18 protein-coding genes and 1 pseudogene are annotated in these 21,411 nt (G+C 62.3%); 7 read left to right on the top strand and 12 right to left on the bottom strand.

Features of this window, described 5'->3' with window-relative positions:
• The first annotated feature begins 40 nt into the window (after window positions 1–40).
• Together AB4P90_RS12310 and AB4P90_RS12305 are read left to right on the top strand one after the other, a co-directional pair.
• The gene (locus tag AB4P90_RS12310) at window positions 41–856 is read left to right on the top strand and encodes an alpha/beta fold hydrolase (RefSeq protein WP_395605925.1); all 816 of its coding nucleotides are present in this window, start codon (window positions 41–43) and stop codon (window positions 854–856) included.
• Window positions 846–1,982 (top strand): ATP-binding protein, encoded by a 1,137-nt coding sequence (locus AB4P90_RS12305; protein WP_395605924.1) that lies wholly within the window; start codon window positions 846–848, stop codon window positions 1,980–1,982. The genes AB4P90_RS12310 and AB4P90_RS12305 overlap by 11 nt, the downstream gene beginning before the upstream one ends.
• Here AB4P90_RS12305 and dapF read toward each other — a convergent pair.
• On the bottom strand, window positions 1,979–2,782 hold the full coding sequence (gene dapF, locus AB4P90_RS12300; RefSeq protein WP_395605923.1) for a diaminopimelate epimerase: 804 nt from the start codon (window positions 2,780–2,782) through the stop codon (window positions 1,979–1,981). The genes AB4P90_RS12305 and dapF overlap by 4 nt on opposite strands.
• Before the next feature lie 156 nt (window positions 2,783–2,938).
• Here dapF and AB4P90_RS12295 point away from each other — a divergent pair, with 156 nt between their 5' ends.
• Window positions 2,939–3,436, top strand: a complete 498-nt coding sequence (locus AB4P90_RS12295; RefSeq protein ID WP_014718143.1) for an AAA family ATPase — start codon at window positions 2,939–2,941, stop codon at window positions 3,434–3,436.
• Between the two features lie 42 nt (window positions 3,437–3,478).
• Here the strand turns inward: AB4P90_RS12295 and AB4P90_RS12290 are convergent, their stop codons facing one another.
• Genes AB4P90_RS12290 through AB4P90_RS12280 form a run of 3 tightly spaced genes read right to left on the bottom strand, consistent with a single transcriptional unit; the run spans window position 3,479 to window position 5,734 of the window.
• On the bottom strand, window positions 3,479–3,889 hold the full coding sequence (locus AB4P90_RS12290) for an SRPBCC family protein (protein ID WP_032903525.1): 411 nt from the start codon (window positions 3,887–3,889) through the stop codon (window positions 3,479–3,481).
• 25 nt (window positions 3,890–3,914) lie between these two features.
• Window positions 3,915–4,712 carry an SDR family NAD(P)-dependent oxidoreductase gene (locus tag AB4P90_RS12285; protein ID WP_020301857.1) on the bottom strand — a complete coding sequence of 266 codons (798 nt, stop codon included), beginning with the start codon at window positions 4,710–4,712 and terminating at the stop codon, window positions 3,915–3,917.
• Window positions 4,713–4,723: 11 nt separating this feature from the next.
• Entirely contained in the window at window positions 4,724–5,734 is a 1,011-nt protein-coding gene (locus AB4P90_RS12280; RefSeq protein ID WP_395605922.1) for an aldo/keto reductase, read from the bottom strand.
• Between the two features lie 112 nt (window positions 5,735–5,846).
• Between AB4P90_RS12280 and AB4P90_RS12275 the strand changes: the two genes are divergently transcribed.
• A complete protein-coding gene (locus AB4P90_RS12275; RefSeq protein ID WP_236466394.1) occupies window positions 5,847–6,743 on the top strand; it encodes a LysR substrate-binding domain-containing protein in 897 nt (298 codons plus the stop codon).
• A 159-nt stretch (window positions 6,744–6,902) separates the two neighbouring features.
• Here AB4P90_RS12275 and AB4P90_RS12270 read toward each other — a convergent pair whose 3' ends face one another.
• Genes AB4P90_RS12270 through AB4P90_RS12260 form a run of 3 tightly spaced genes read right to left on the bottom strand, consistent with a single transcriptional unit; the run spans window position 6,903 to window position 10,664 of the window.
• A complete protein-coding gene (locus tag AB4P90_RS12270; RefSeq protein ID WP_073454468.1) occupies window positions 6,903–8,195 on the bottom strand; it encodes an FAD-binding oxidoreductase in 1,293 nt (430 codons plus the stop codon).
• Window positions 8,192–9,280, bottom strand: coding sequence for a polyamine ABC transporter substrate-binding protein (locus tag AB4P90_RS12265; RefSeq protein ID WP_060767324.1), 1,089 nt, complete (start codon window positions 9,278–9,280; stop codon window positions 8,192–8,194). Before AB4P90_RS12265 ends, AB4P90_RS12270 begins: the two co-directional genes overlap by 4 nt.
• 25 nt (window positions 9,281–9,305) lie before the next feature.
• Window positions 9,306–10,664, bottom strand: a complete 1,359-nt coding sequence (locus tag AB4P90_RS12260; RefSeq protein WP_014718136.1) for a glutamine synthetase family protein — start codon at window positions 10,662–10,664, stop codon at window positions 9,306–9,308.
• Between the two features lie 137 nt (window positions 10,665–10,801).
• On the opposite strand from AB4P90_RS12260, the gene AB4P90_RS12255 reads away from it, so the two are divergent.
• Window positions 10,802–11,698 (top strand): helix-turn-helix domain-containing protein, encoded by an 897-nt coding sequence (locus AB4P90_RS12255; protein WP_020301853.1) that lies wholly within the window; start codon window positions 10,802–10,804, stop codon window positions 11,696–11,698.
• A 59-nt stretch (window positions 11,699–11,757) separates the two neighbouring features.
• Here the strand turns inward: AB4P90_RS12255 and AB4P90_RS12250 are convergent, their stop codons facing one another.
• Genes AB4P90_RS12250 through AB4P90_RS12240 form a run of 3 tightly spaced genes read right to left on the bottom strand, consistent with a single transcriptional unit; the run spans window position 11,758 to window position 14,892 of the window.
• A complete protein-coding gene (locus AB4P90_RS12250) occupies window positions 11,758–12,861 on the bottom strand; it encodes an acetoin dehydrogenase dihydrolipoyllysine-residue acetyltransferase subunit (RefSeq protein ID WP_019817349.1) in 1,104 nt (367 codons plus the stop codon).
• Complete coding sequence (locus tag AB4P90_RS12245; RefSeq protein ID WP_003190665.1) at window positions 12,858–13,877, bottom strand: alpha-ketoacid dehydrogenase subunit beta; 1,020 nt, start codon at window positions 13,875–13,877, stop codon at window positions 12,858–12,860. The genes AB4P90_RS12250 and AB4P90_RS12245 overlap by 4 nt, the downstream gene beginning before the upstream one ends.
• Before the next feature lie 37 nt (window positions 13,878–13,914).
• Window positions 13,915–14,892 (bottom strand): thiamine pyrophosphate-dependent dehydrogenase E1 component subunit alpha, encoded by a 978-nt coding sequence (locus AB4P90_RS12240; protein ID WP_003190663.1) that lies wholly within the window; start codon window positions 14,890–14,892, stop codon window positions 13,915–13,917.
• Between the two features lie 307 nt (window positions 14,893–15,199).
• Here AB4P90_RS12240 and AB4P90_RS12235 point away from each other — a divergent pair, with 307 nt between their 5' ends.
• Window positions 15,200–17,062 carry a sigma-54-dependent Fis family transcriptional regulator gene (locus tag AB4P90_RS12235; RefSeq protein ID WP_130175661.1) on the top strand — a complete coding sequence of 621 codons (1,863 nt, stop codon included), beginning with the start codon at window positions 15,200–15,202 and terminating at the stop codon, window positions 17,060–17,062.
• Window positions 17,063–17,103: 41 nt separating this feature from the next.
• Here AB4P90_RS12235 and AB4P90_RS12230 read toward each other — a convergent pair whose 3' ends face one another.
• Window positions 17,104–17,883, bottom strand: a complete 780-nt coding sequence (locus AB4P90_RS12230) for an acetoin reductase (protein WP_003190660.1) — start codon at window positions 17,881–17,883, stop codon at window positions 17,104–17,106.
• Between the two features lie 191 nt (window positions 17,884–18,074).
• Between AB4P90_RS12230 and AB4P90_RS12225 the strand changes: the two genes are divergently transcribed.
• Entirely contained in the window at window positions 18,075–20,237 is a 2,163-nt protein-coding gene (locus AB4P90_RS12225) for a TonB-dependent siderophore receptor (protein WP_395605921.1), read from the top strand.
• Here AB4P90_RS12225 and AB4P90_RS12220 read toward each other — a convergent pair.
• A pseudogene (locus AB4P90_RS12220) lies at window positions 20,227–21,358 on the bottom strand (MFS transporter). The gene AB4P90_RS12225 and the pseudogene AB4P90_RS12220 sit on opposite strands and share 11 nt — an antisense overlap.
• Window positions 21,359–21,411 lie beyond the last annotated feature (53 nt).

Below are 21,411 nucleotides of genomic sequence, written 5' to 3'. Positions count from 1 at the left end.
CCGCTAAGCTGCATAGCAATTAGCCATCCACGAGAACCCCATGGACCTACGTCACCGCAACAATGTACATGTGATGGGCAACGGTCCCTCGACACTGGTGTTTTCCCACGGCTTTGGTTGCAACCAGGCCATGTGGAATGCCTTGGCACCGCACTTTCTCGAGCGCTTTCGCGTGGTGCTGTATGACCTGGTCGGCGCCGGCCTGTCGGACTTGAGTGCGTTCGACAAAACCAAATACAGCCGCCTGGATGGCTATGCCCATGACCTGAACGAGATTATCGACGCCTACGCCCAAGGCCCGGTGATTCTGGTGGGCCACTCGGTCAGCGCGATGATCGGCACCCTCGCCGACCGTTTCATCCCGCAGCGCATTGCCGCGCACGTGATGATTGGCCCATCGCCACGCTATATCGATACCGAGGAATATGTCGGCGGTTTCAAGCGCGACGACATCGACGACCTGCTCGACACCCTCGACAGCAACTACCTGGGCTGGTCCAGCGCCATGGCCCCGGTGATCATGGGCGCCCCGACGCAGCCGCACCTGAGCGAGGCGCTCACCGACAGCTTCTGTCGCACCGAGCCGGACATCGCCAAGCAGTTCGCCCGCGTGACCTTCCTCTCGGATAACCGCCAGGATGTGTTCGGCCTGACCACCCCGGTACTCATCCTGCAATCGACCGACGACCTGATCGCCCCAGTGGCCGTGGGTGAATACCTGCACGCCGTATTACCTAACAGCACTTATTGCCTGGTCGAGAATGTCGGCCACTGCCCGCATATGAGCGCCCCCCAGGCGTGTGCAACGGCGATGGACCGGTTCCTGGCCCCTTGGGCGGCTGCCGATGCCCGTTGACCCGCTGTTTGACAGCGCGGCCTGTGCCCTGGCGGTGACCCAGGAAGATGGCACGATCCTGCACGTCAACCCGCGCTTGTGCGATTGGCTGGGCTTCACTGCGGCCCAGCTGCTGGGCCGGCGTTTCCAGGACCTGCTGGCCATGGGCGGGCGGATTTTTTACCAGACGCACCTGGCGCCAATGCTGCGCATGCACGGCAGCGTCACCGAGGTGAAACTCGACATCCGTCATTGCAACGGGCACAAAGTCACGGTCTTGCTCAATGCCAACCAGCGCCAGCAGCCGGACGGCGTGGTGTATGACCTGGCGCTGTTCGGCACCACCGACCGTGACAAGTACGAGCGTGAGCTGCTCAATGCCCACAAGCAGGCTGAAGCCCTGCTGCAGGAAAAAACTGCTACGGAACTGGCCCTGCAACAGGCCCAGGCCGAACTGAGCGAGGCCTATGCCATTGCCCAGCGCCGGGCGTTGTTTGCCGAACAGATGGTGGCGATTGTCAGCCATGACCTGAAAAACCCACTCACCGCGATCCGCATGGCCTCCGACTTTCTCCAGCGTGGCGAGCGCACGGCCAAGGAGCGCCAGTTGTTGGGGCACATCGGCCAGTCGTCCGAACGCGCCCACCGCATGATCGCCGACCTGCTGGACTTCACCCAGGCCCGGGTCGGCCAGGGCATTACCATCAAGCCGCAACCGCTGGACCTGCACAGCGTTATTCATCGCAGCGTCGACGAACTGCGGGTGGCCTTCCCCAAGGCCACGCTGGTGCATCACGCCGAGGGCCAGGGCGATGCGTGCCTGGACGCCGACCGCGTGCAACAGATGATCGGTAACCTGGTGGCCAACAGCGTGGCCTATGGCGACTTGCTGCAGCCGATCACCATTACCTCGCGCCTGGGCGACGACACCTGTGCGGTCGCGGTGCATAACCACGGCCCGGCGATTCCCCAAACCCTGCTGGCCGGGTTGTTCGAACCCATGACCCGCGGCACCGACCAGGGCAGCGACGTGCGCAGCGTAGGCCTGGGCCTGTATATCGTGCGCGAACTGGCCAGAGTGCATGGCGGTGATGTGGCGGTGAGTTCCTGTGCGAGCGCCGGCACCACGTTTACCGTGAAGTTCTAGTACAGGTACGCGGTGCCCTGCATGATCGGCTCGACCCGGCCGGTCAATATCACCCCGCCCTGCCCGTCCCATTGCACCGTGACCGCGCCGCCGTCGCACTGGACCTCCACACGCTCATCGAGCAGCCCTCGCCGGATGCCGTTGACGACCGCCGCGCAACAGCATGAACCGGACCCCAGCGGCACACCGCCGCCACGCTCCCAGATACGCAGGCGGATATGGCCGCGGTCCAGCACTTGCACGAAATGCACATTGGTCCTGGCCGGAAACAGCGGGTGAACTTCCAGGGTCGAGCCCATGGCTTCAATATCGAGCGCCGTCACATCCTCCACAAAAAACGTGCAATGCGGGTTGCCCATGCTGCACGCCGCCGGCTGGCCGTCGATAGGCAGCACGCAGGTGTCCATCGCCCTGGCCAAGGGTACCGACGCCCAGTCCAGCGAGGGTGGGCCCATATCCACCGACACGCGCTGCCCATCAGCACGTGTGCATGTCAGCAAGCCCCGGTCGCTGCCCAGGACGATGCTTTGGGTGCCAGCCTCATGCATCAGGCGATCCGCCACGCCACGCGTCGCGCTGCCGCAGGTTTGCAAGCGTGTTCCGTCCGGGTTCCAGAACTGAACGCGCGCAGCAGCCTCCTCACAGTCGAGCACCACCGCCAACTGATTGAAACCGATGCCGGTGCGGCGGTTACCCAAGTGGCGGGCAATCTGCGCAGTAATAGGGTTATCCTCGCCACGGCGGTCAATGATAATGAAGTCGTCGCCGTGGGCGTGCATCTTCACGAACGGCAGGGTCATGGGCGCTCCTGTGGATGAAATGAGTCAAGCGGTTCTAATACCACTGTAGGAGCGAGGTTGCTCGCGAAAAACTCACAGGCGCCGCGTTTATTCAGGGAGTGCGCGTTATGGTTGGCGTTTTTCGCGAGCAGCGCGCCTACAAAGGGTTGAAGGGTCATGCTTATTGTATTCAGCGGCTTGCCCGGCAGTGGCAAGACCACGATTGCCAGGGAGCTGGCGCGACAGTTGGGCGCGGTTTACCTGCGTATCGATGTGATTGAGCAGGCGCTGCGGGAGGCTGCGGTGTTGGTAGGCGATGTGGGGGCCAGCGGCTACGCGGTGGCGAATGCGCTGGCGCTGAGTAACCTGCGCCTGGGGCAGCGGGTGATCGCCGATTGTGTGAACCCCGTGAAGGAAAGCCGCGATGCCTGGCAAGCGGTGGCGACAGCGGCCGGTGTGGCGCTGAGCAATATCGAGGTGGTGTGTACCGATCAGCAGGCGCATCGGCGTCGAGTCGAAGGGCGTGTGGGCGATATTCCCGGGCTGGTGCCGCCGACCTGGGAATCGGTGCAGGCGCATGAGTACGAACGCTGGGAAACCCCACCGTTCAGGCTGGATACGGCGCAGATGACGCCGGCAGAGGCTGTCGCGGCAGCCTTGCTCCATATAGGCTAAAACCCACCTGTGGCGAGGGAGCTTGCTCCCTCACCACATTCTTTAGAAGTTACCGCGCAACGCCTCAAGCCCGCCTTCGTAGACACCGGCAAACAATGCCTCGACTTGCGCCTCGGTGGTACCCGCTGCCGGCGTGAACACGCCGGACCAGGTCACTTTCGCCGAGGTGTCCGTCAGCGCTTCAACCTGCAAGGTCGCCAAGTAAGCACTCACCGGAAACGGCGAGGCTTCAATGGTGTAGCTGTAGGTGCGCGCCACGTTGTCGAAGGTCTGCAAACGCTCGACAATCGCGCCGCCGTCAGCGGTGGTCAGGTGACGCACACGGCCACCCTCGCTCGGCTCGCTCTTGGCAATCAAAGGCAGCCAGTCAGGCAGGCTGTTGAAGCCGCCAATCAGTTGCCAGACCTGGTCGGCCGACACCGCAATTTCAATCACAGAAGACGCTGTTGCCACGATCAATACTCCAGTCAGGAAAAAATCAGATTGCCATGCTGTCGACAACGCCACCGTCGACCCGCAGCGCGGCACCGGTCGTCGCCGAAGACAGCGGTGAAGCAATGTACGCCACCAGGTTCGCCACTTCATCCACATTGGCCGCGCGCTGGATGATCGAGGTGGGCCGCGCATGGCGCACAAACACATCCGCTTCCTCTCGGGCACTGCGCCCGGATTCGGCCGTGGCGTCCTTGAGCATGTGTTCCAGGCCATCGGTAAAGGTCGGCCCCGGCAAGATAGCATTCACCGTCACCCCAGTACCCGCCAGGCGCTTGGCCAGGCCGTGGGACACCGCCAGGTTGGCGCTTTTGGTCACCCCGTAGTTGATCATGTCGGCCGGCGTCGCCACGCCAGACTCCGACGACACGAAGATCACCCGGCCCCAGCCCTGCTCGACCATACCCGGCACATAATGCCGCGCCAGGCGCACGCCGGAGATCACATTGACCTCATAGAAGCGCGCCCACTCACTGTCCGGCGCGTCGAAGAAATCCACCGCGTCGAAGATGCCCAGGTTGTTGACCAGAATGTCGGCGCGGGGTTCGGCGGCGAAAAGTTTCTGTGCGCCTTCAACGGTGCCGAGGTCGGCCACCACACCACGCAGTTGAGCAGCCGGAACCGCTTGGCGAATGCTGGCCAAGGCGTCGTCCACCTTGCCTGCATCCCGCCCGATCACCACCACCGTGGCACCGGATTGCGCCAGGGCCTGGCTGATACCCAGGCCAATCCCGGCGGTGCTGCCGCTGACAATAGCCACTTTGCCACTTACATCAATTTTCATGCTCAAGCTCCTTAACGTGAGAGAGGCAAAGGTGCACGGTCCGAGATCAAGCGGGCCTCGCGCAACGCCTGCCAGAAGGCTGCTGGAATCTGTTCAGACAACGCCGCAATGTCTTCGGCAATCCGCCCCGGACGACTGGCACCAGGAATCACCGCTGCCACTGCCGGATGGGCCAGTGAAAACTGTAGCGCAGCGGCCTTGATACTGACGCCAAACGCCTGGGCAATTGCCTTGATCTGCTCGACCTTGGCAATGATCGCCGGGCCGGCTTGCTGGTATTCAAAGTGCGCACCGCCAGCGAGGATGCCGGAGCTGTACGGGCCACCGACAACGATCTCGACCTGCTGGGCGTGGGCCGCGTCCATCAGGCGCTGCAAGGCGCGGTCGTGGTCCAGCAGCGTATAGCGACCCGCCAGCAGAAAACCATCAGGCTGGGCTTCGGCCAGGTCCAGGGTCAACTCGCAAGGCTCGACACGATTGACGCCCAGCCCCCAGGCCTTGATCACTCCTTGCTCGCGCAAACGGGTGAGTACTTTGAAGGCACCAGTGCGGGCCTGGTTGAAGTATTCCAGCCATTGGTCGCCGTAAAAATCCTGGGCGATGTCGTGAACCCACACGATGTCCAGGCGATCGGTTTGCAGGCGTGTCAGGCTGTCTTCAATGGAGCGCAGGGTGGCGTCGGCGCTGTAGTCATTGATTATTTTATTGGGCCGGCCGTGTTCGAATACGCCGCTTTTTTCGCCAAGGTCACGGGCGGTTTCTTCGACTTTATCGAGAATCACCCGGCCGACCTTGGTGCTGAGCACGTAGTCGTCGCGGTGATAGTTGGACAGCGCTTGGCCCAGGCGAATTTCCGACAGGCCCGAGCCGTAGAACGGCGCGGTATCGAAGTAACGCACGCCCTGGTTCCAGGCGGCCTGGACGGTGGCCTGGGCTTCTGCTTCGGGGATGGCGCGGAACATATTGCCCAAGGGGGCGGTGCCAAAGCCCAGTACGCCGGGCAGTGTGTCTTTCAAGCTCATGGTGGTTCCTCAATCGGTGCGAGGTCGCTGTGACCGTTGAGCAGATGCTAGATTGCGCAGATCAGACCGTCCAAGACATACTGCGACCAACTTGAGTCCTTGAAGGTCTTACATGATTGATCTACGCCAGTTGCGCTACTTCGAAGTGGTAGCCGAAGAAGAACACGTCGGCCGCGCCGCCGAGCGCTTGCACATTTCCCAATCGCCCCTGAGCCGGCAGATCGCCCAGCTCGAGGAACGCCTGGGCCTGACCCTGTTCGAGCGCAGCCAGCAGCGCATCCGCCTGACCCGCGACGGCCAGACCTTCCTGGCCGAAACCAAGGCCCTGCTGACCCACGCCAACCGCCTGGAGTCCCTGGGCAAGCGCCTGGGCCGCGGCGAAGAAGGCGGTTTGTGCATCGGTTATATCGAAAACGCCATGCACGCCGGTGTCTTGCCCAATGCCTTGCGCATACTGCGCGACGATAGGCCCGCCGTGCATATCAAGCTGTATAACCTGCCATCCCTGGAACAACTGGAAGGTTTGCGCCAACGCAGCCTGGACATCGCCCTGGTGAGCGAACCACCTGCCGCCGACGACCCGAACCTGACCGCCTGGCAAGTCCTCGACGACGCGATGCTGCTGGCTCTGCCCGAACAGCATCCGCTGGTTCAACAACATGGACTGTTACCCGAGCACCTGGCCGACCAACAATGGATCGGCGTGCAGCGCAAACCTGGCGCCAACCCGGCCGATGATTTCGTCGCCGCCTGTATCCGTGCCGGTTTCACCCCGCAAATCCCCATGGAGGCCAGCGAGCCCTTTACCGCACTGGGCCTGGTGGCGTCCGGGCTGGGGGTGGCGATGGTGCAAAAAGGCCTGAGCCGCAACGCACCGCCAGGCGTAGTGTTGCGCGAGCTGCCGTGGCTGGACTACACCACACCGCTGTGGGCGGCATGGCACCGCGTCAACTTGAGGCCGTTGGTGGAAACCTTTCGCAAAGTGCTGACCGAACCTGAGGCTATCTGACTGACGTCTCACAGGGTGTCTATGCCGGGTGATGATTTTGTGGGCAACGCCGGACCAGTGTGGGAGCTAGCTTGCCTGCGATAGCGGTGGTTCAGTTGAAGATTCAGTGACTGACACACCGCCTTCGCGGGCAAGCCCCCTCCCACATTGGGTCAGGAATCAGAGTGCTTCGCGCAACCGATACCACAACATCCCCAACGCCAGCAGTGGCGAGCGCAGCGCCTTGCCACCGGGAAAGGTCATGTGCGGCACCTGGCTGAAGATATCCAGGCCCTGGCTTGCACCCGCATGTATCCCTTCGGCCAGCAGCCGTGCGCACCAATGCGTCACGTTCAAGCCGTGACCGGAATAGCCTTGGGCATAGAACACATTGGGGTACTGCTTGAGCCGCCCGACCTGGGGAAAGCGGTTGGCGGTGATGCCAATCTTGCCACCCCACTGGAACTCGATAGCCGTGTTGGCCAACTGTGGGAACACCTTGAGCATTTTCGGGCGCATGTACGCGGCGATGTCCTGGGGGTCGCGCCCCGAGTAGTGGCAGGCACCGCCGAACAACAGGCGCCGGTCGGCAGTCAGCCGGTAGTAATCCAGGCCGACTTTCTGGTCGCACAGCGCCAGGTTCCGCGGGATCAACTGCTGGGCTACTGGTTCAGGCAGTGGCTCGGTGGCGATGATGTAGCTGCCCGCCGGCAGCACCTTGCCGCTCAAGCGCGGCTCCAGTTCCTCAAGATGGGCATTGCATGCCAGCACCAGGTTGGCTGCGCGCACGCTGCCGCCTGCGCAGCGCACTTGCACCGTCTCGCCATGGATCAGCTCCAGCACCGGGCTGTGCTCAAAGATGCGCACCCCAAGGGCCTCGGCCGCACGCGCTTCACCCAAAACTAGGTTAAGCGGGTGCAGATGCCCGGAACCCATGTCGACCAGGCCGCCGGCATACACCGTAGAGCCCACCACCTGTGCCATGTCTTGTGGGCCGACCAGCCGCGTTTCATGGGCATACCCCATGGCCGCCAGGTGCGCCTGTTCGCCCTTGAACGCGGCAAACTGCGCCGGGGTGTTAGCCAGTTCGCAAAAGCCCCAGCGCAGGTCACAGTCGATGCCGTGCTCGGCAATGCGCTGGCCCACCAGAGCGACCGAGTCGATACCGGCCCGCTCCATATAGCGCACGCCCTCCTCGCCCACGTATTTGGCAAACCCGGAGACATCATGGCCGATACCCCGAATTAATTGCCCGCCATTGCGCCCGCTGGCGCCCCAACCGATGCGGCGCGCCTCCAGCAGGATCACCGAAAGCCCGCGCTGGGCCAGTTCAATGGCGGTGTTGACCCCGGTGAAACCGCCGCCGATCACACACACATCGGCGCTCAGGTCTGCCTCAAGTGCGGGCCGCTGCACCATGGCATTCGCCGAAGCGCGGTAATAGGACGGGGCATGTTCATTGGACTGCATCATCGGTTGGACTTCACTTTGCTCCAGGCACGGGTCATCACGCGCATGGTCGCCGGCGTGGGCGTGGTGGAAATATAGAGTTTGTCGAGAACCTCCTGGGGCGGATACACCTCAGGGTTGTTCACCAGTTCCGGTGCCATGAACGGCTTGGCGGCCGGGTTGGCGTTGGCATAGCCCACCGAGGCGCTGACCTTGGCAATCACCTCAGGCTCCAGCAGGTCGTTGATGAACGCATGGGCTTCTTTAGGGTTGCTCGCGTCGGCCGGAATCGCCAACAGGTCGAACCACAGGTTGGAGCCTTCCTTGGGGATCGAATACGCAATGTTCACCCCGTTCTTGGCTTCCTTGGCGCGGTTGGCGGCCTGGAACACATCGCCGGAATAACCGAAGGCCACGCAGATATTGCCGTTGGCAAGGTCGGAGATGTACTTGGAAGAGTGGAAATAGGTGATGTACGGCCGCAGCGTGAGCAACTTGGCTTCGGCCTGCTTGTAGTCCTCGGCATTCTCGCTGCGTGGGTCCTTGCCCATGTAGTTGAGGATCGCCGGGAACAGCTCATCCGCTGAATCGAGGAAGGCCACGCCGCACTCATGCAGCTTCTTGATGTTTTCCGGCTCGAACAACACCGCCCACGAGTCGATGCGGTCGATGCCCAGCACTTGCTTGACCTTGTCGACGTTGTAGCCAATGCCATTGGTGCCCCACAGGTACGGCACCGAGTGCGCATTACCGGGGTCGTTCTGTTCCAGTAACTTGAGCAGCTTGGGGTCCAGGTTCTTGAAGTTGGGCAACTGCGCGCGGTCAAGCTTGAGGAACGCGCCGGCCTTCACCTGGCGCGCCAGGAAGTGGTTGGACGGCACCACCACGTCATACCCGGTGCGCCCGGCCAGCAATTTGCCCTCCAGGGTTTCGTTGGAGTCGAACACATCGTAGATCACCTTGATGCCGGTCTTGGCCTGGAAATCCGCCAAGGTGGTCTCGCCAATGTAATCGGTCCAGTTGTAGACACTCACCGTCGGCGCCGCCTGACCGGCACCGCTGAACGCCGCGACCAGGGCCAGTGGAAGAAGCTTGTTCACAAGACGCATATCGTCACCCCTCTTATGCTTGTTTTCAGACGCTCAACAGCAGGAACTCGCGCTCCCAGGAACTGATCACCCGCTTGAAATTCTCATGCTCGGCGCGCTTGACCGCGACGTAGCCGCGCACGAATTTTTCGCCCAGGTACTGCTTGACCGTGTCGCAATCCTCCATGCGCGCCAGCGCATCTTCGAGGGTGAACGGCAGGCGCAGGTTGCGGCGTTCATAGGCGCGGCCTTCCACCGGGGCACTGGGTTCGATGTGCTCGATCATGCCCAGATAACCGCACAACAGGCTCGCGGCAATGGCCAGGTACGGGTTTGCATCGGCCCCTGGCAGGCGGTTTTCCACGCGCATCGCCTCCGGGCTGGACGTGGGTACGCGCAGGCCGACGGTGCGATTTTCTTCGCCCCATTCGACGTTGACCGGCGCCGAGGTGTCCGGCAAAAAACGCCGAAACGAGTTCACGTTGGGGGCAAACATCGGCAGCAGCTTGGGGATGTACTTCTGCAGGCCGCCGATGTGATGCAGGAACAACGGGCTCATGTTGCCGTCGGCATCGACGAACACCGGTTTGCCGGTAGCGATTTCGACCACGCTCTGGTGCAGGTGCATGGCGCTGCCGGGCTCGTCGGCCACCGGCTTGGCCATGAAGGTGGCGGCGACGTTGTGCTTGAGGGCGGCCTCGCGCAAGGTGCGCTTGAACACCGTGATCTGGTCGGCCAGGTCCAGGGCGTCGCCATGGCGGAAGTTGATTTCCATCTGCGCGGGGCCGTCTTCGTGGATCAGGGTGTCGAGGTCCAGGCCCTGGGCTTCGCACCAGTCATAGACATCTTCGAACAGCGGGTCGAATTCGTTGGCGGCATCGATGGAAAACGACTGGCGCCCGGTTTCGGCGCGGCCCGAGCGGCCGATGGGAGTTTTCAAGGGCAGGTCCGGATCTTCGCAGCGCTGGGTCAGGTAGAACTCCATTTCCGGCGCGACAATCGGCTGCCAGCCTTGGTCGGTATAGAGCTGCAGGACTTTCTTCAACACATTACGCGGCGACAGTTCGATGGGGTTGCCCTGCTTGTCGAAGGTGTCGTGGATCACGATGGCGGTGGGCTCGATGGCCCACGGCACTACGTAAGTGGCGTTGGCGACCGGGCGGCAAATCATGTCGATATCGGCCGGGTCCAGCAGGTCGTAATAGATATCGTCGTCGACAAAGTCCCCGGTTACCGTTTGCAGCAACACACTTTCCGGCAGGCGCATGCCTCGCTCATGCAGGAACTTGTTGGTGGGTGCAATCTTGCCGCGTGCGATGCCAGTCAAGTCACTGATCACGCATTCGACTTCGGTAATCTTGTGTTCTTTCAGCCAGGTGGACAGCTGATCGAAGGGGGCGTTCATAAGGACCTCGTCTTGGGTGGGATGCGACGCTGGGTTGTACTCCCAGCGCATTGAGGTCTATCTTGGGCCAGCCTTGAAACGGCATCTATCCACTTTGCACGCGGCACAACGCACCAATAGGGTGCGCACGGATCACCATGACACAGGCAACCGCTTTGCGCGTACAGGCCTTCGCCACCGGCGATGTGGCCGCCCAATGCAGTGCGACACCCGGCTGGGTGCAGCAGTACCAGCAGATGTCCCCCGGGCATTTTGCCGGGCAGGTGCGCTACCTCGACCTGCACGGGGTGCAGGTCTACGAAGAGTGCATGAACACCCGGGTGGAGCAGCATTTCAACGCACCTGCCGGCGCCCTGGCGTTTTGTTTCGACGCCAGTGACAACGCGCTGTACCTGCTCAATGGCGAAAGCCGCAACACCTGGATCACCCCGGTAAACTACCGCGAAGTGGCAGTGGTGTTCGGCCCGCAGTTCGTCCAGCGCCAGGGCCTGGATATAGCCAAACTCGAAGGCTTGTTCATGGCACCGCTGACCTGTCGGCAAAATGCGCTGTTCACTCGCTGGCTGAGCGGCACCCTTACGCGCCTGTCGGCACTGACCGACCCCATCAGCCGCGATGCCCTCACCCAGCAACTGCTCGACGACTGCCTGTTTATCCTCGATAACGCCTGCGTGTGCCTGGACGGCAGTTCATTGCAAAAGCGCAATGAAGAACGCCAATTGATGGCGCGCATCGGCGAATGGGCGGCGGATGCACCGGATGAAACCGCCAACCTGTTGGAACTGGCGCAGATTGCGGGTGTGCCGTTGCGCCAATTGCAGCAAGGGTTCAAGACCTACACGGGGATAAGCCCGGCGCAGTGGTTGCGGTTGCGCCGCTTGAACGGGGCGCGGCGGGAGTTGCTGAGCACGACCGACACCACGGTGGCCGAGGTCGCGATGAATTGGTCGTTCTGGCATTTGGGGCGGTTTTCAAACAGCTACCGGGCGCTTTTTCAGGAGCTGCCCAGCGAAACCCTGAAACGCTCCAGCTGAAAAAACACGCTTGACCTTGTGGGAGGGACAGACCAAACCGTCCCTCCCTTGAACCTCAATCAGGGCTGCGCGTTCAAAAAAGTGGAGATCAGTTGATTGACCTGCTCCGCCGCCTCCAGCTGCACCATATGCCCCTGCCCCGGCAATACATGCACCTGAGCCTGCAGCCCTTGGGCGTGACTTGCCGGGATGATCGCATCGTCACTGCCCCAGATCACCAGGCTCGGCTGGCGGCCCACCTCGCTGCGAAGATCCAGCATCTGCCGCCCGCCATCGAACAGCTTGTGATCGAGCTGGCGCAACGCTTGATCCACCCCTTCCAGGCGCTTGAATTTGAGCATGTCCTCCAGCATCTGCCGCGTCACCAACGCAGGGTTACTGAACAGTTGAGTCAATGGCGGCTTGAGCGCGTTACGGTTGTTGGCTTCGACAAAACCTCGCAGGTAATCGCCGTTGATATCGGCACCCAGACCGGCGCTGGCGATCAAGGTGATGGAGGCGATACGTGCAGGCGCCAGGCTGGCGACGGTGAGGGTCACCAGCCCACCCATGGAGTGGCCGGTCAAATGCACACGGTCGAGCGCCAGGTGGTCGAGCAATGCCAGTACGGCATGACTGAGTTCGGCAGCGTCTCCCGTTTGCAGAGACTTGCCCGACTCCCCGTGCCCCGGCAGGTCCAGGGCAATCACCCGGCGTTCGGCGGCCAGGGCCGGTTGATTGAACAGCCAGTTGTTCAGATCGCCCCCGAAGCCGTGCACCAACACCAGCGGCGTGCCGCCCTCGCCCATGTCCAGATAACGCAGCAAGCGCCCGCCTACCTCGACTTTTTGTGCGCTGGGGCCGGCCTCTTTGGCTTCGGCGGCACTGGAGACGAACCCGGCGTTGAAGCTTTCGATCACGCTATCGATCTGAGCCTCTGTCGCCTCGCCCTCCACCACAATTCCCAGTAGAGCGCCCACCGGCAGGGTTTCATCACTGAGCGCCAGTACCCGACGCAGCACGCCGCTAAAAGGCGCCTCGACACTGCTGGAGATCTTGTCGGTCTCCACGTCCAGCACTTCCTCGCCCTTTTCCACTCGGTCGCCGGGTTGTTTGAGCCAGACATCGATGCGGCCCTCGGTCATCGACAGGCCCCATTTGGGCATGGTCAGGGTATGAATCATGCGGCGGTCCTCTTGTCGGCGATCTTCATCACGGCGGCCTCGATCTTCGCGGCGTTGGGGATGTACAGGTCTTCCAGTGCATCGGAAAACGGCACCGGGGTGTGCGGCGCGGTGACCATCTCGATGGGAGCGCGCAGGAAAGCGAACCCCCGCTGGGCCACCAGGGCACTGATGTCGGTGGCGACCGAGCAGCGTGGGTTGGATTCGTCGATCACCACCAGGCGCCCGGTTTTCTCGACGCTTTCAAGGATGCTGTCTTCATCCAGCGGGCTGGTGGTGCGCAGGTCCAGCACTTCACAATCAATGCCTTGACGCGCCAGGTTGGCCGCAGCCTCCAGGGCGATATGCAGCATGCGGCCGTAGGTCACCAGCGTCACATCCTTGCCCTCACGCACAAAGTTGGCTTCGCCAAACGGGACCGTGTACAGCTCTTGCGGTACGTCGCCCTGCATGCCGTAGAGCATTTTGTGCTCAAGGAAAATCACCGGGTCATTGTCGCGGATTGCCTGGATCAACATGCCCTTGGCGTCGTAGGGCGTGGCCGGGCATACCACCTTGAGGCCGGGGATATGCGTCCACATGGAGGTGAGCATTTGCGAATGCTGGGCAGCCGCCCGCAAACCGGCGCCGTACATGGCACGGATCACCAGCGGTGTAGTGGTTTTGCCACCGAACATATAGCGGAACTTGGCAGCCTGGTTGAGCAACTGGTCCAGGCAGCAGCCGATGAAGTCGACGAACATCAATTCGCACACTGGGCGCATGCCACGGGTAGCGGCGCCCACCGCCATGCCCACGTAGCCGACCTCAGACAACGGTGCGTCCAGCACGCGCCCGGGAAATTGCGGGTGCAAGCCCTTGGTCACGCCGAGCACGCCGCCCCATGCGTCCTGCTCACCGGGGGAACCGGTGCCACCGGCCACATCCTGACCGATGATGAATACGCTCTGGTCACGGCCCATCTCTTGAGCCAAGGCCTCATTGATCGCCTGCTGATAGCTGATTTTACGAGCCATTAGATTCTCTCCACGTCTTGTTTTTATAGGGTTGGTATCAGCGGTAGGCCACGTAAACGTCGCTTAGCAGGTCGGCGGCCTGGGGCTTGGGATCGGTTTTGGCCAGGCGTACGGCGTCTTCGATCAATTGCGCCACTTCACCGTCGATGCGCTCGAACTGCGCTGCATCCAGCCAGCCTTCGGCATGGCAGCGCTGACGGAACAAGGCCAGGCAATCGGCGTTTTCACGCAGGTTTTTCACTTCGTCAGCGCCGCGATAGGTTTGCGCATCGCCCTCGAAGTGCCCATAGAAACGGCTGAGCTTGACCTCGACCAGCGTTGGCCCGTCGCCTTGGCGCGCCCGCTCCACAGCAACGCCGAGTGCTTCATGCACCGCGAAAAAATCATTGCCGTCGACGATCACCCCCGGCATACCAAACCCGGCGGCGCGCTCAGCGATGTCTTTGCAGGCCACCGACCAACCGGCGCCAGTGGCCTCGGCATAACCGTTGTTTTCGGCGACAAACAGACACGGCAGCTGCATGATCGACGCCAGGTTCATCGCTTCGAACACGGCACCTTCGTTGGAGCCACCGTCGCCAAAAAATGCCACTGCCACGCCCTGGCTCCCCTTGAGCTTGGCAGCCAGCGCCGCCCCCGCGGCCAACGGTGCGCCGGCACCGACAATGCCGTTGGCGCCGAGCATGCCTTTCTCTTGGTCGGCGATGTGCATGGAGCCGCCCTTGCCGCCGCACACGCCGGTTTTCTTGCCATAGATTTCGGCCATCATGCCGAACACGTCGACGCCCTTGGCGATGCAGTGTCCGTGGCCGCGGTGGTTGGACGCGATGCAATCATCGTCATTGAGGTGCGCCATGACGCCAGCGGCGCAGGCTTCCTGACCGGCATACAGGTGAACGAAACCGGGGATCTCGCCGGTGGCGAACTCCACATGCAGGCGTTCTTCGAAATCGCGGATGGTGCGCATCACGGTGTAGGCATGCAGTAACTGATCGGTGCACAGGTGGGTGGACATCTTGTTGTTCTCCAGGTTGTCTCGACGCACAAAAAACTGGCTGCGGCCAGTGCCAAGCTGTTCAGCACAGCTTGTGCCAACCGTCGAGAAAACCTGGCAAAGCCTTGATCCAGAGCCGTGCAACACAGCGATGCCCAGGCAAGTGGTCGACTAAATGTGAGACGCAACCACGCAGTTCGACCCTTGAGTCTCAGCGGCATGAGACGCAGCGTCTCAATGCAGGCGTTGGTCAGGGTGCCCTTGTCCGTGGGCACACATGCGCGCTTAATGACGCGCATAACAACAAAGCTTGAGAACCGGAGGCTTTATGCTCGCCATGAACTCCAGGGAGCATGTCGACTGTGTCAGCCGCGTGGTCCGCAATGCCGAGCGCCTGCCCCAGGCGCCCGTGCCGTCGCTGATCTTCGATTCGTGGCGGCGGTCCATGGAGCAACACCGCCTGGACCCCGGCTCCCTGCAAGGTCCACGTATCCTCAGCGAACCCTTGCTCAAGGAATGCCGCGAGCGCGCCGAGCTGTTCATGCGCATCGCCGGCGAAGAAGTCGCACAGTTGCACCATCGCGTGCGCCATGCCGACTACTGCGTGATGCTCACCGACGCCCAGGGCCAGACCATCGATCACCGTGTCGATGCGAGCATTCGCACCGACTGCCGCAAGGCCGGCCTTTACCTGGGCACCTGCTGGTCGGAAGCCGAGGAAGGCACCTGCGGCGTGGCCACGGTGCTGACCAGTAAAACGGCGGTAACGGTGCACAAGCGTGATCACTTTCGCGCAGCGTTTATCGGCCTGACGTGTTCGGCTGCGCCCATCTTCGACCCGCAGGGCCACCTGTTGGGTGTGCTGGATGTCTCGGCGCTCAAGTCGCCGGATGACCGCGGCAGCCAGCACCTGATAAGGCAGATGGTGGCGCAGAGCGCCCAGGCCATCGAAAACGCTTTTTTCATGCACAGCGCCCGGCAGCACTGGGTGTTACAAGCCCATAGCACTCCAGGCTTTGTCGACAGCCAACCCGACCTGCTGCTGGCCTGGGACCAGGACGGACGTCTGCACGCCTTGAACAGCAAGGCGCGTCAAGCCCTGCGCTTGCGCTTTGGCCAGCTGCCTGAGCATATCGGCGAAGTGTTCGATGTGGATGCATTGCGTGCAGCCAGTGATCAGTCAACCCGGCAGTTGCACTGGCTGGGCAAGCCCGACGCGGTACACGTGAGGGTCAATGCACCCCGACGCCCCTCGGTTCGGGCGCTGCCAGAGACTCAAGTCGACCCGCGGATCCAGGAGCACCTGCGCTTGGCTGCGCGGGTCAAGGACCGCAACCTGCCCGTGCTGGTGCAAGGTGAAACCGGCGTCGGCAAAGAAGTCTTCGCCCGCCAGTTGCACGAGCACAGCGCGCGCCGGCACGGGCCGTTTGTGGCGGTGAACTGCGCGGCGATTCCGGAGAGCCTGATTGAAAGCGAGCTGTTCGGCTATTCGCCCGGCGCCTTCACCGGAGCCTCCAGCAAAGGCATGAGCGGGCTGCTACTGCAAGCCGAAGGCGGTACGTTGTTCCTCGACGAAATCGGCGATATGCCGTTGGCGTTGCAGACACGGTTGCTGCGGGTGCTGGCCGAGGGTGAAGTCGCGCCGTTGGGCGCAGCGAAAACCCGCGTGGTGAACATTCAGGTGATCTGCGCCAGCCACCGCGATTTGGCGGCGCTGGTCAGCGCGGGCCGATTCCGTGAAGACCTGTACTTTCGCCTGGGTTGTGCGCGCTTCTGCCTGCCGCCGTTGCGCGAACGCACCGATAAGCTGGCCCTGATCAATCGGCTGTTGGAGCAAGAGGCGCGTAACAGTGGCGTGTCGTTGGGCATCGGCCAGGCCACACTGCAATTGCTACTGGGTTATGCGTGGCCGGGCAATGTGCGGCAACTGCGGCATGTGCTGGCGTACGCCTGTGCGGTGTGCGAAGGCACTACGCTGCAAGTGGTGGATTTGCCGATTGAAATCCGGGGCGAGCAGCCTCAAGGGCTGGAAGAGCAAAGCGCCAGCCCCGAGCGTCAAATGGTTCTGGATGCGTTGATTCGCCATCGCTGGAAACCCTCGCCTGCGGCACAGGCCCTGGGGATTTCAAGGGCAACCCTGTACCGACGCGTGAACCAACTGGGTATTGATATGCCCGGCAAAACCCACTGATACAAGGGATCGACTCCCACGCAGGCGAGTCGACCACGCTGTCAGCGGTAGACCAGGCCACCGTCGATCAACGGCGCCTGCCCGGTCATATAGTCTGCGTCCGGGCCTGCCAGAAATGCCACAAACCCCGCCACATCCTCCGGCGTTTGCGCACGGCCCAAGGCAATCCCATCCACGTACTGCTTGTAGGTTGCCCCCACCTGCGCCCCGGTAATCTCGGCCATGCGCTTGTCGATCTCAACCCACATATCGGTGCCCACCACACCGGGGCAATAGGCGTTTACCGTGATCCCCGCGCTCGCCAGTTCCTTGGCCGCCGCCTGGGTCAAGGCGCGCACCGCGAATTTGCTCGCCGAGTAGACCCCTAACAGCGCAAAGCCTTCATGCCCTGCGATTGAACAAGCATTGATGATTTTGCCCTTGTGCTTGAGCGCCTTGAATTTGTTGGCGGCCGCCTGGATCCCCCACAGCACGCCCTTGACGTTGATATCCAGGGTGCGCTCGACCTGCTGCGGGCTGACATCGAGCAATGAGTCGATCTGCGCCACTCCGGCGTTATTGACGATGATGTCGAATCCGCCCAGCGTCTGGTGGGCATGCTCTACCGCAGCCGTCACCTGTTCGCGTCTGGATACATCAGCGATGAACACAGAGGCTTTGCGGCCGGTGGCGACGATTTCGGCGGCCACGGCGTTGAGCTTGGCGCCGTCAATGTCCACCAACGCGACATCGGCGCCGTCCTGTGCAAGGCGCATGGCAATAGCCCGGCCTATGCCCTGCCCGGCGCCGGTGACCAGCGCGACTTTACCTGCGATACCCATGACAATCTCCTGAAACGATGAGGGGAGCCTTGTCTATCGCAAGCCGGCGCCTGGCTGTCGAGCCGCAACAGGATCGGCATCGGAGCTGAGACGGGTTGTCTCGCCGTGCGAACCTTGCGCGAAAGCTTGTAAAAGGCCGCGCTTATGCCTAGCTTAGGCGCCCCCCGCCCAGCGCTTTAAGGCCTTGCCCCATGGTTTTGCGTTTTCGCCCCGTCGTCACTTCACGTTTCGCCCTCGGCCTGTTGCTCAGTGGCGGCATCGGCAGCAGCCTGGCCGCCGAGATCGAGTTGCCGACGGTAAAGGTTCAGGGCCAGGATGAGTCGGGCTACCGCAGTGAAACCGCGTCGGTGGGCGGCTTTGATGAAGCGCCGCTGTTGGACACCCCCGCCTCGATCACCGTGATCAACGCCGCGCTGATCAAGGACCAGCAGGCACGCTTGCTCAGTGAAGTGCTGCGCAACGATGCCTCAGTGGGCGACAGTTATGCGCCTATCGGTTATTACGAGAATTTCGTGGTGCGTGGCTTTTCGCTGAACGCGGCCAGCAGTTACAAGATCAATGGGCGCACCATCACCGGCGAGCAGAACGTCGCGCTGGAAAACAAGCAGCAGGTGGAAGTGCTCAAGGGCCTGGCCGGTTTGCAGAGCGGTATTTCCGAGCCCAGCGGGGTGATCAATTACGTGACCAAACGCCCCCAGGATGTGCGCTCGGTGACGGTGTCCACCGATGATCGCGGCAGCGGTTATATCGCCACCGATGTCGGCGGCTGGTTTGGCAGCGAGCAGCAGTTCGGCCTGCGTGCCAACGTCGCCCATGAAGACCTCAACTCCTATGTGGAACACGCCAACGGCCAGCGCGATTTCGTGTCCCTGGCCTTTGACTGGAACATCAGCCCCGACGCCGTGCTGCAACTGGACGCCGAATACCAGAACAAGCAACAGCGTTCGGTACCGGGGTATCAACTGTTGGGCGGCACCGAAGTGCCCCACGGTGCTTCACCGAAGAAGCTGCTGGGGCACCAGACGGGCGGCAAGCAGGTGGGGATTGATTCGCTGAACCTCAACGGCAAGTTCGAGTACCGTTTCAGCGATCAGTGGAAAGGCAGTGTCAGCGCGGCGCGTAGCAAGGTGGTGATTGATGACTACAGCTCGTTTGCCTGGGGTTGCTATGGTTCGGCCAGTTGCAGTGCCGCCAGCGTGCCGAACTACTTCAGCCCCGAAGGCAATTACGACGTCTACGACTACCGCAGCCCGGACGACACTCGCCGCGACGACGAAATCCAGGCGGCCATGACCGGCCTCTTCGACACCGCCGGCATCGGCCACGAACTGACCTTTGGCACCAGCGCGTTTCGCCGGGTGATCGACAAACGCAAGTCGGTCAACGAATTCATCGGCACCGCCAATATCAACGAAGAGGTGCCGAGCTTTCCCCCGACCGACAAGCCGTTGAACGACAGCCACCGCAACCTCGACAGCCGCCAGTACGGGCTGTTCGTCACCGACCGCATCCGCTTCAACGAGCAATGGCAAACCATCCTCGGCGGCCGTGAAGTGCGCCTGGACGAAAAAGCCTTCGACAGCGTCACCGGCAACCAGACGCGCCACACCCAGCAATACGTGTTCCTGCCCCAGGCCTCGTTGATCTACAAGCCAGTGGACAACGTTTCGCTGTACACCAGCTACAGCAAGGGCCTGTCCCTGGGCGGCACCGCGCCGTGGTTCGCAAACAATGCGGATGAAACACTCGCCCCCACTGTCTCGCGCCAGCTCGAAGCCGGGGTGAAATACGACTGGCGCCGTATCAGCTTCGCCGCCGCCGTGTTCCAGACGCGCCAGGCTTACCAGTACGCCAAACCCGAAGGTGACACGTTCAACTACGTGCAGCAGGGCCAGCAAAAAAACACCGGCATTGAATTGTCCGCCAACGGCTGGGCCACCGACCGTCTGCAGATCGCCACCAGCGTGGCCGCGATCCGAGCGCGGGTGAGCGGCAGCGGCACGCCGGCGTACGAAGGCCATCAGGCGATCAACGTGCCCAAGCTGCGCGCCAGCGTGTACGCCGACTACGCCCTGCCCTGGGTCAACGGCCTGGCGGTATTGGGCGGCGTGCAATACAGCGCCAAGAAGTCCGCCAATCGCACCGGCAATGTGGAAGTGGGCGACTACGCGGTGGTCAACGTCGGTAGCCGCTACACCACCAAGGTCGATGGCTACGAAACGGTGTTTCGCCTGAGCGTCGATAACCTGTTCGACAAGCGCTACTGGCGCGACGCCGGCGAATACATGGGTGATGACTACCTGTTCCAGGGCGCACCGTTGACCGCGCGCCTGAGCGCGTCGGTCAACTTCTGAATAGCCGCGACGTGGCCAGCCACAACGCCGCTAAAGCGCACACCAACAGGCTCCAGCCAAGATCCTGGGACCAGGTCACCAAAGCCAGCCCGCCACCAATCACCAGGTAGTACAGCAAGCCAAACAGGGCGGCGGCGGTGCCGAGGCGGTCACGGTAATCGACCAGGGCCGCCCCCAGCACGTTGGGAATCGCCATGCCGAAGGCCAGCACCACCAACAGCATCGGCCACACCAACAGCCAACTGTGCTGCAGGGCCAACACCAACAGACTCCCCACCACGGTCACCGCGGCGGCGACAACCACCAACCGCTCGCCGCTCCACCCATGCTTGAGCAAGGCTTTGTTCAGCCATGCACCCGAGCCGGAGCCCAGCGCCAGCAGCACACCGCTGTAACCAAACTCGGCGGTGGAACGCCCCTGCTGCGCGAAGATAAACGGCCCCACGCTGTAATAGCTGAACAGCGCAATATTGAACGCCGCGACCAACCCGACCGAGCGCCATACTCCGGCATCCTTGAGCATCAGGCCGAGCGTCTGGCCAAGGGCGGCGGTGGGCAGCGATGCCGGACGGGTCTCCGGTAAGGCCCACCAACACCAGCCCCCATAACACCCCCGCGAGCATCAGCAACGTGCAGAGCACACCGCGGTAACCGAAAAACTCCACCAGGCTCGCACCGCTGAACAAGCCGATAGCAGGACTGGCGGCCAGCGCAACGCCCATCACGGAAAACACCTGGGCCAGTTCGGCACCGTGGAAACGGTCACGCAGCACTGTCTGCGTGACCACCGACCCCACGGCCGCACCCAATGCCGCGCAGGCCTGGGCCAGCAGCAAGGCGTTGAATGTCGTCGCAGTCAAGGCCAGCGCCGAAGCGCCCACATAGACTGCCAGCCCCATCAGCATCACCGGCCGCCGCCCCAAACGATCACTCAACCGGCCCCACACCACCACGCCCAGGGCGAAGGCGAGGAAATACACCGACAAGGTCTGCCCCGCTCGCTCGGGCGCGACATCAAAGGCCCGGCCGATATCGCCCAAGGCCGGGCTGTAAAGGGTCTGGGCCAACTGCGGGAACATCAGCAGGGCCATGGTCAGCGCCAGCAATTTTTTAAACGTCATCACAAGATCCCTCCATAAACACAACGGACGAATTCTAGGGCGCGCCAGCTGGG

The sequence above is a fragment of the Pseudomonas sp. B16120 genome (assembly GCF_044218845.1).
Taxonomy (GTDB): domain Bacteria; phylum Pseudomonadota; class Gammaproteobacteria; order Pseudomonadales; family Pseudomonadaceae; genus Aquipseudomonas; species Aquipseudomonas paracarnis.
Note: the sequence above shows the minus strand (reverse complement) of the source record. Positions and strands in the feature narration are given on the sequence as shown.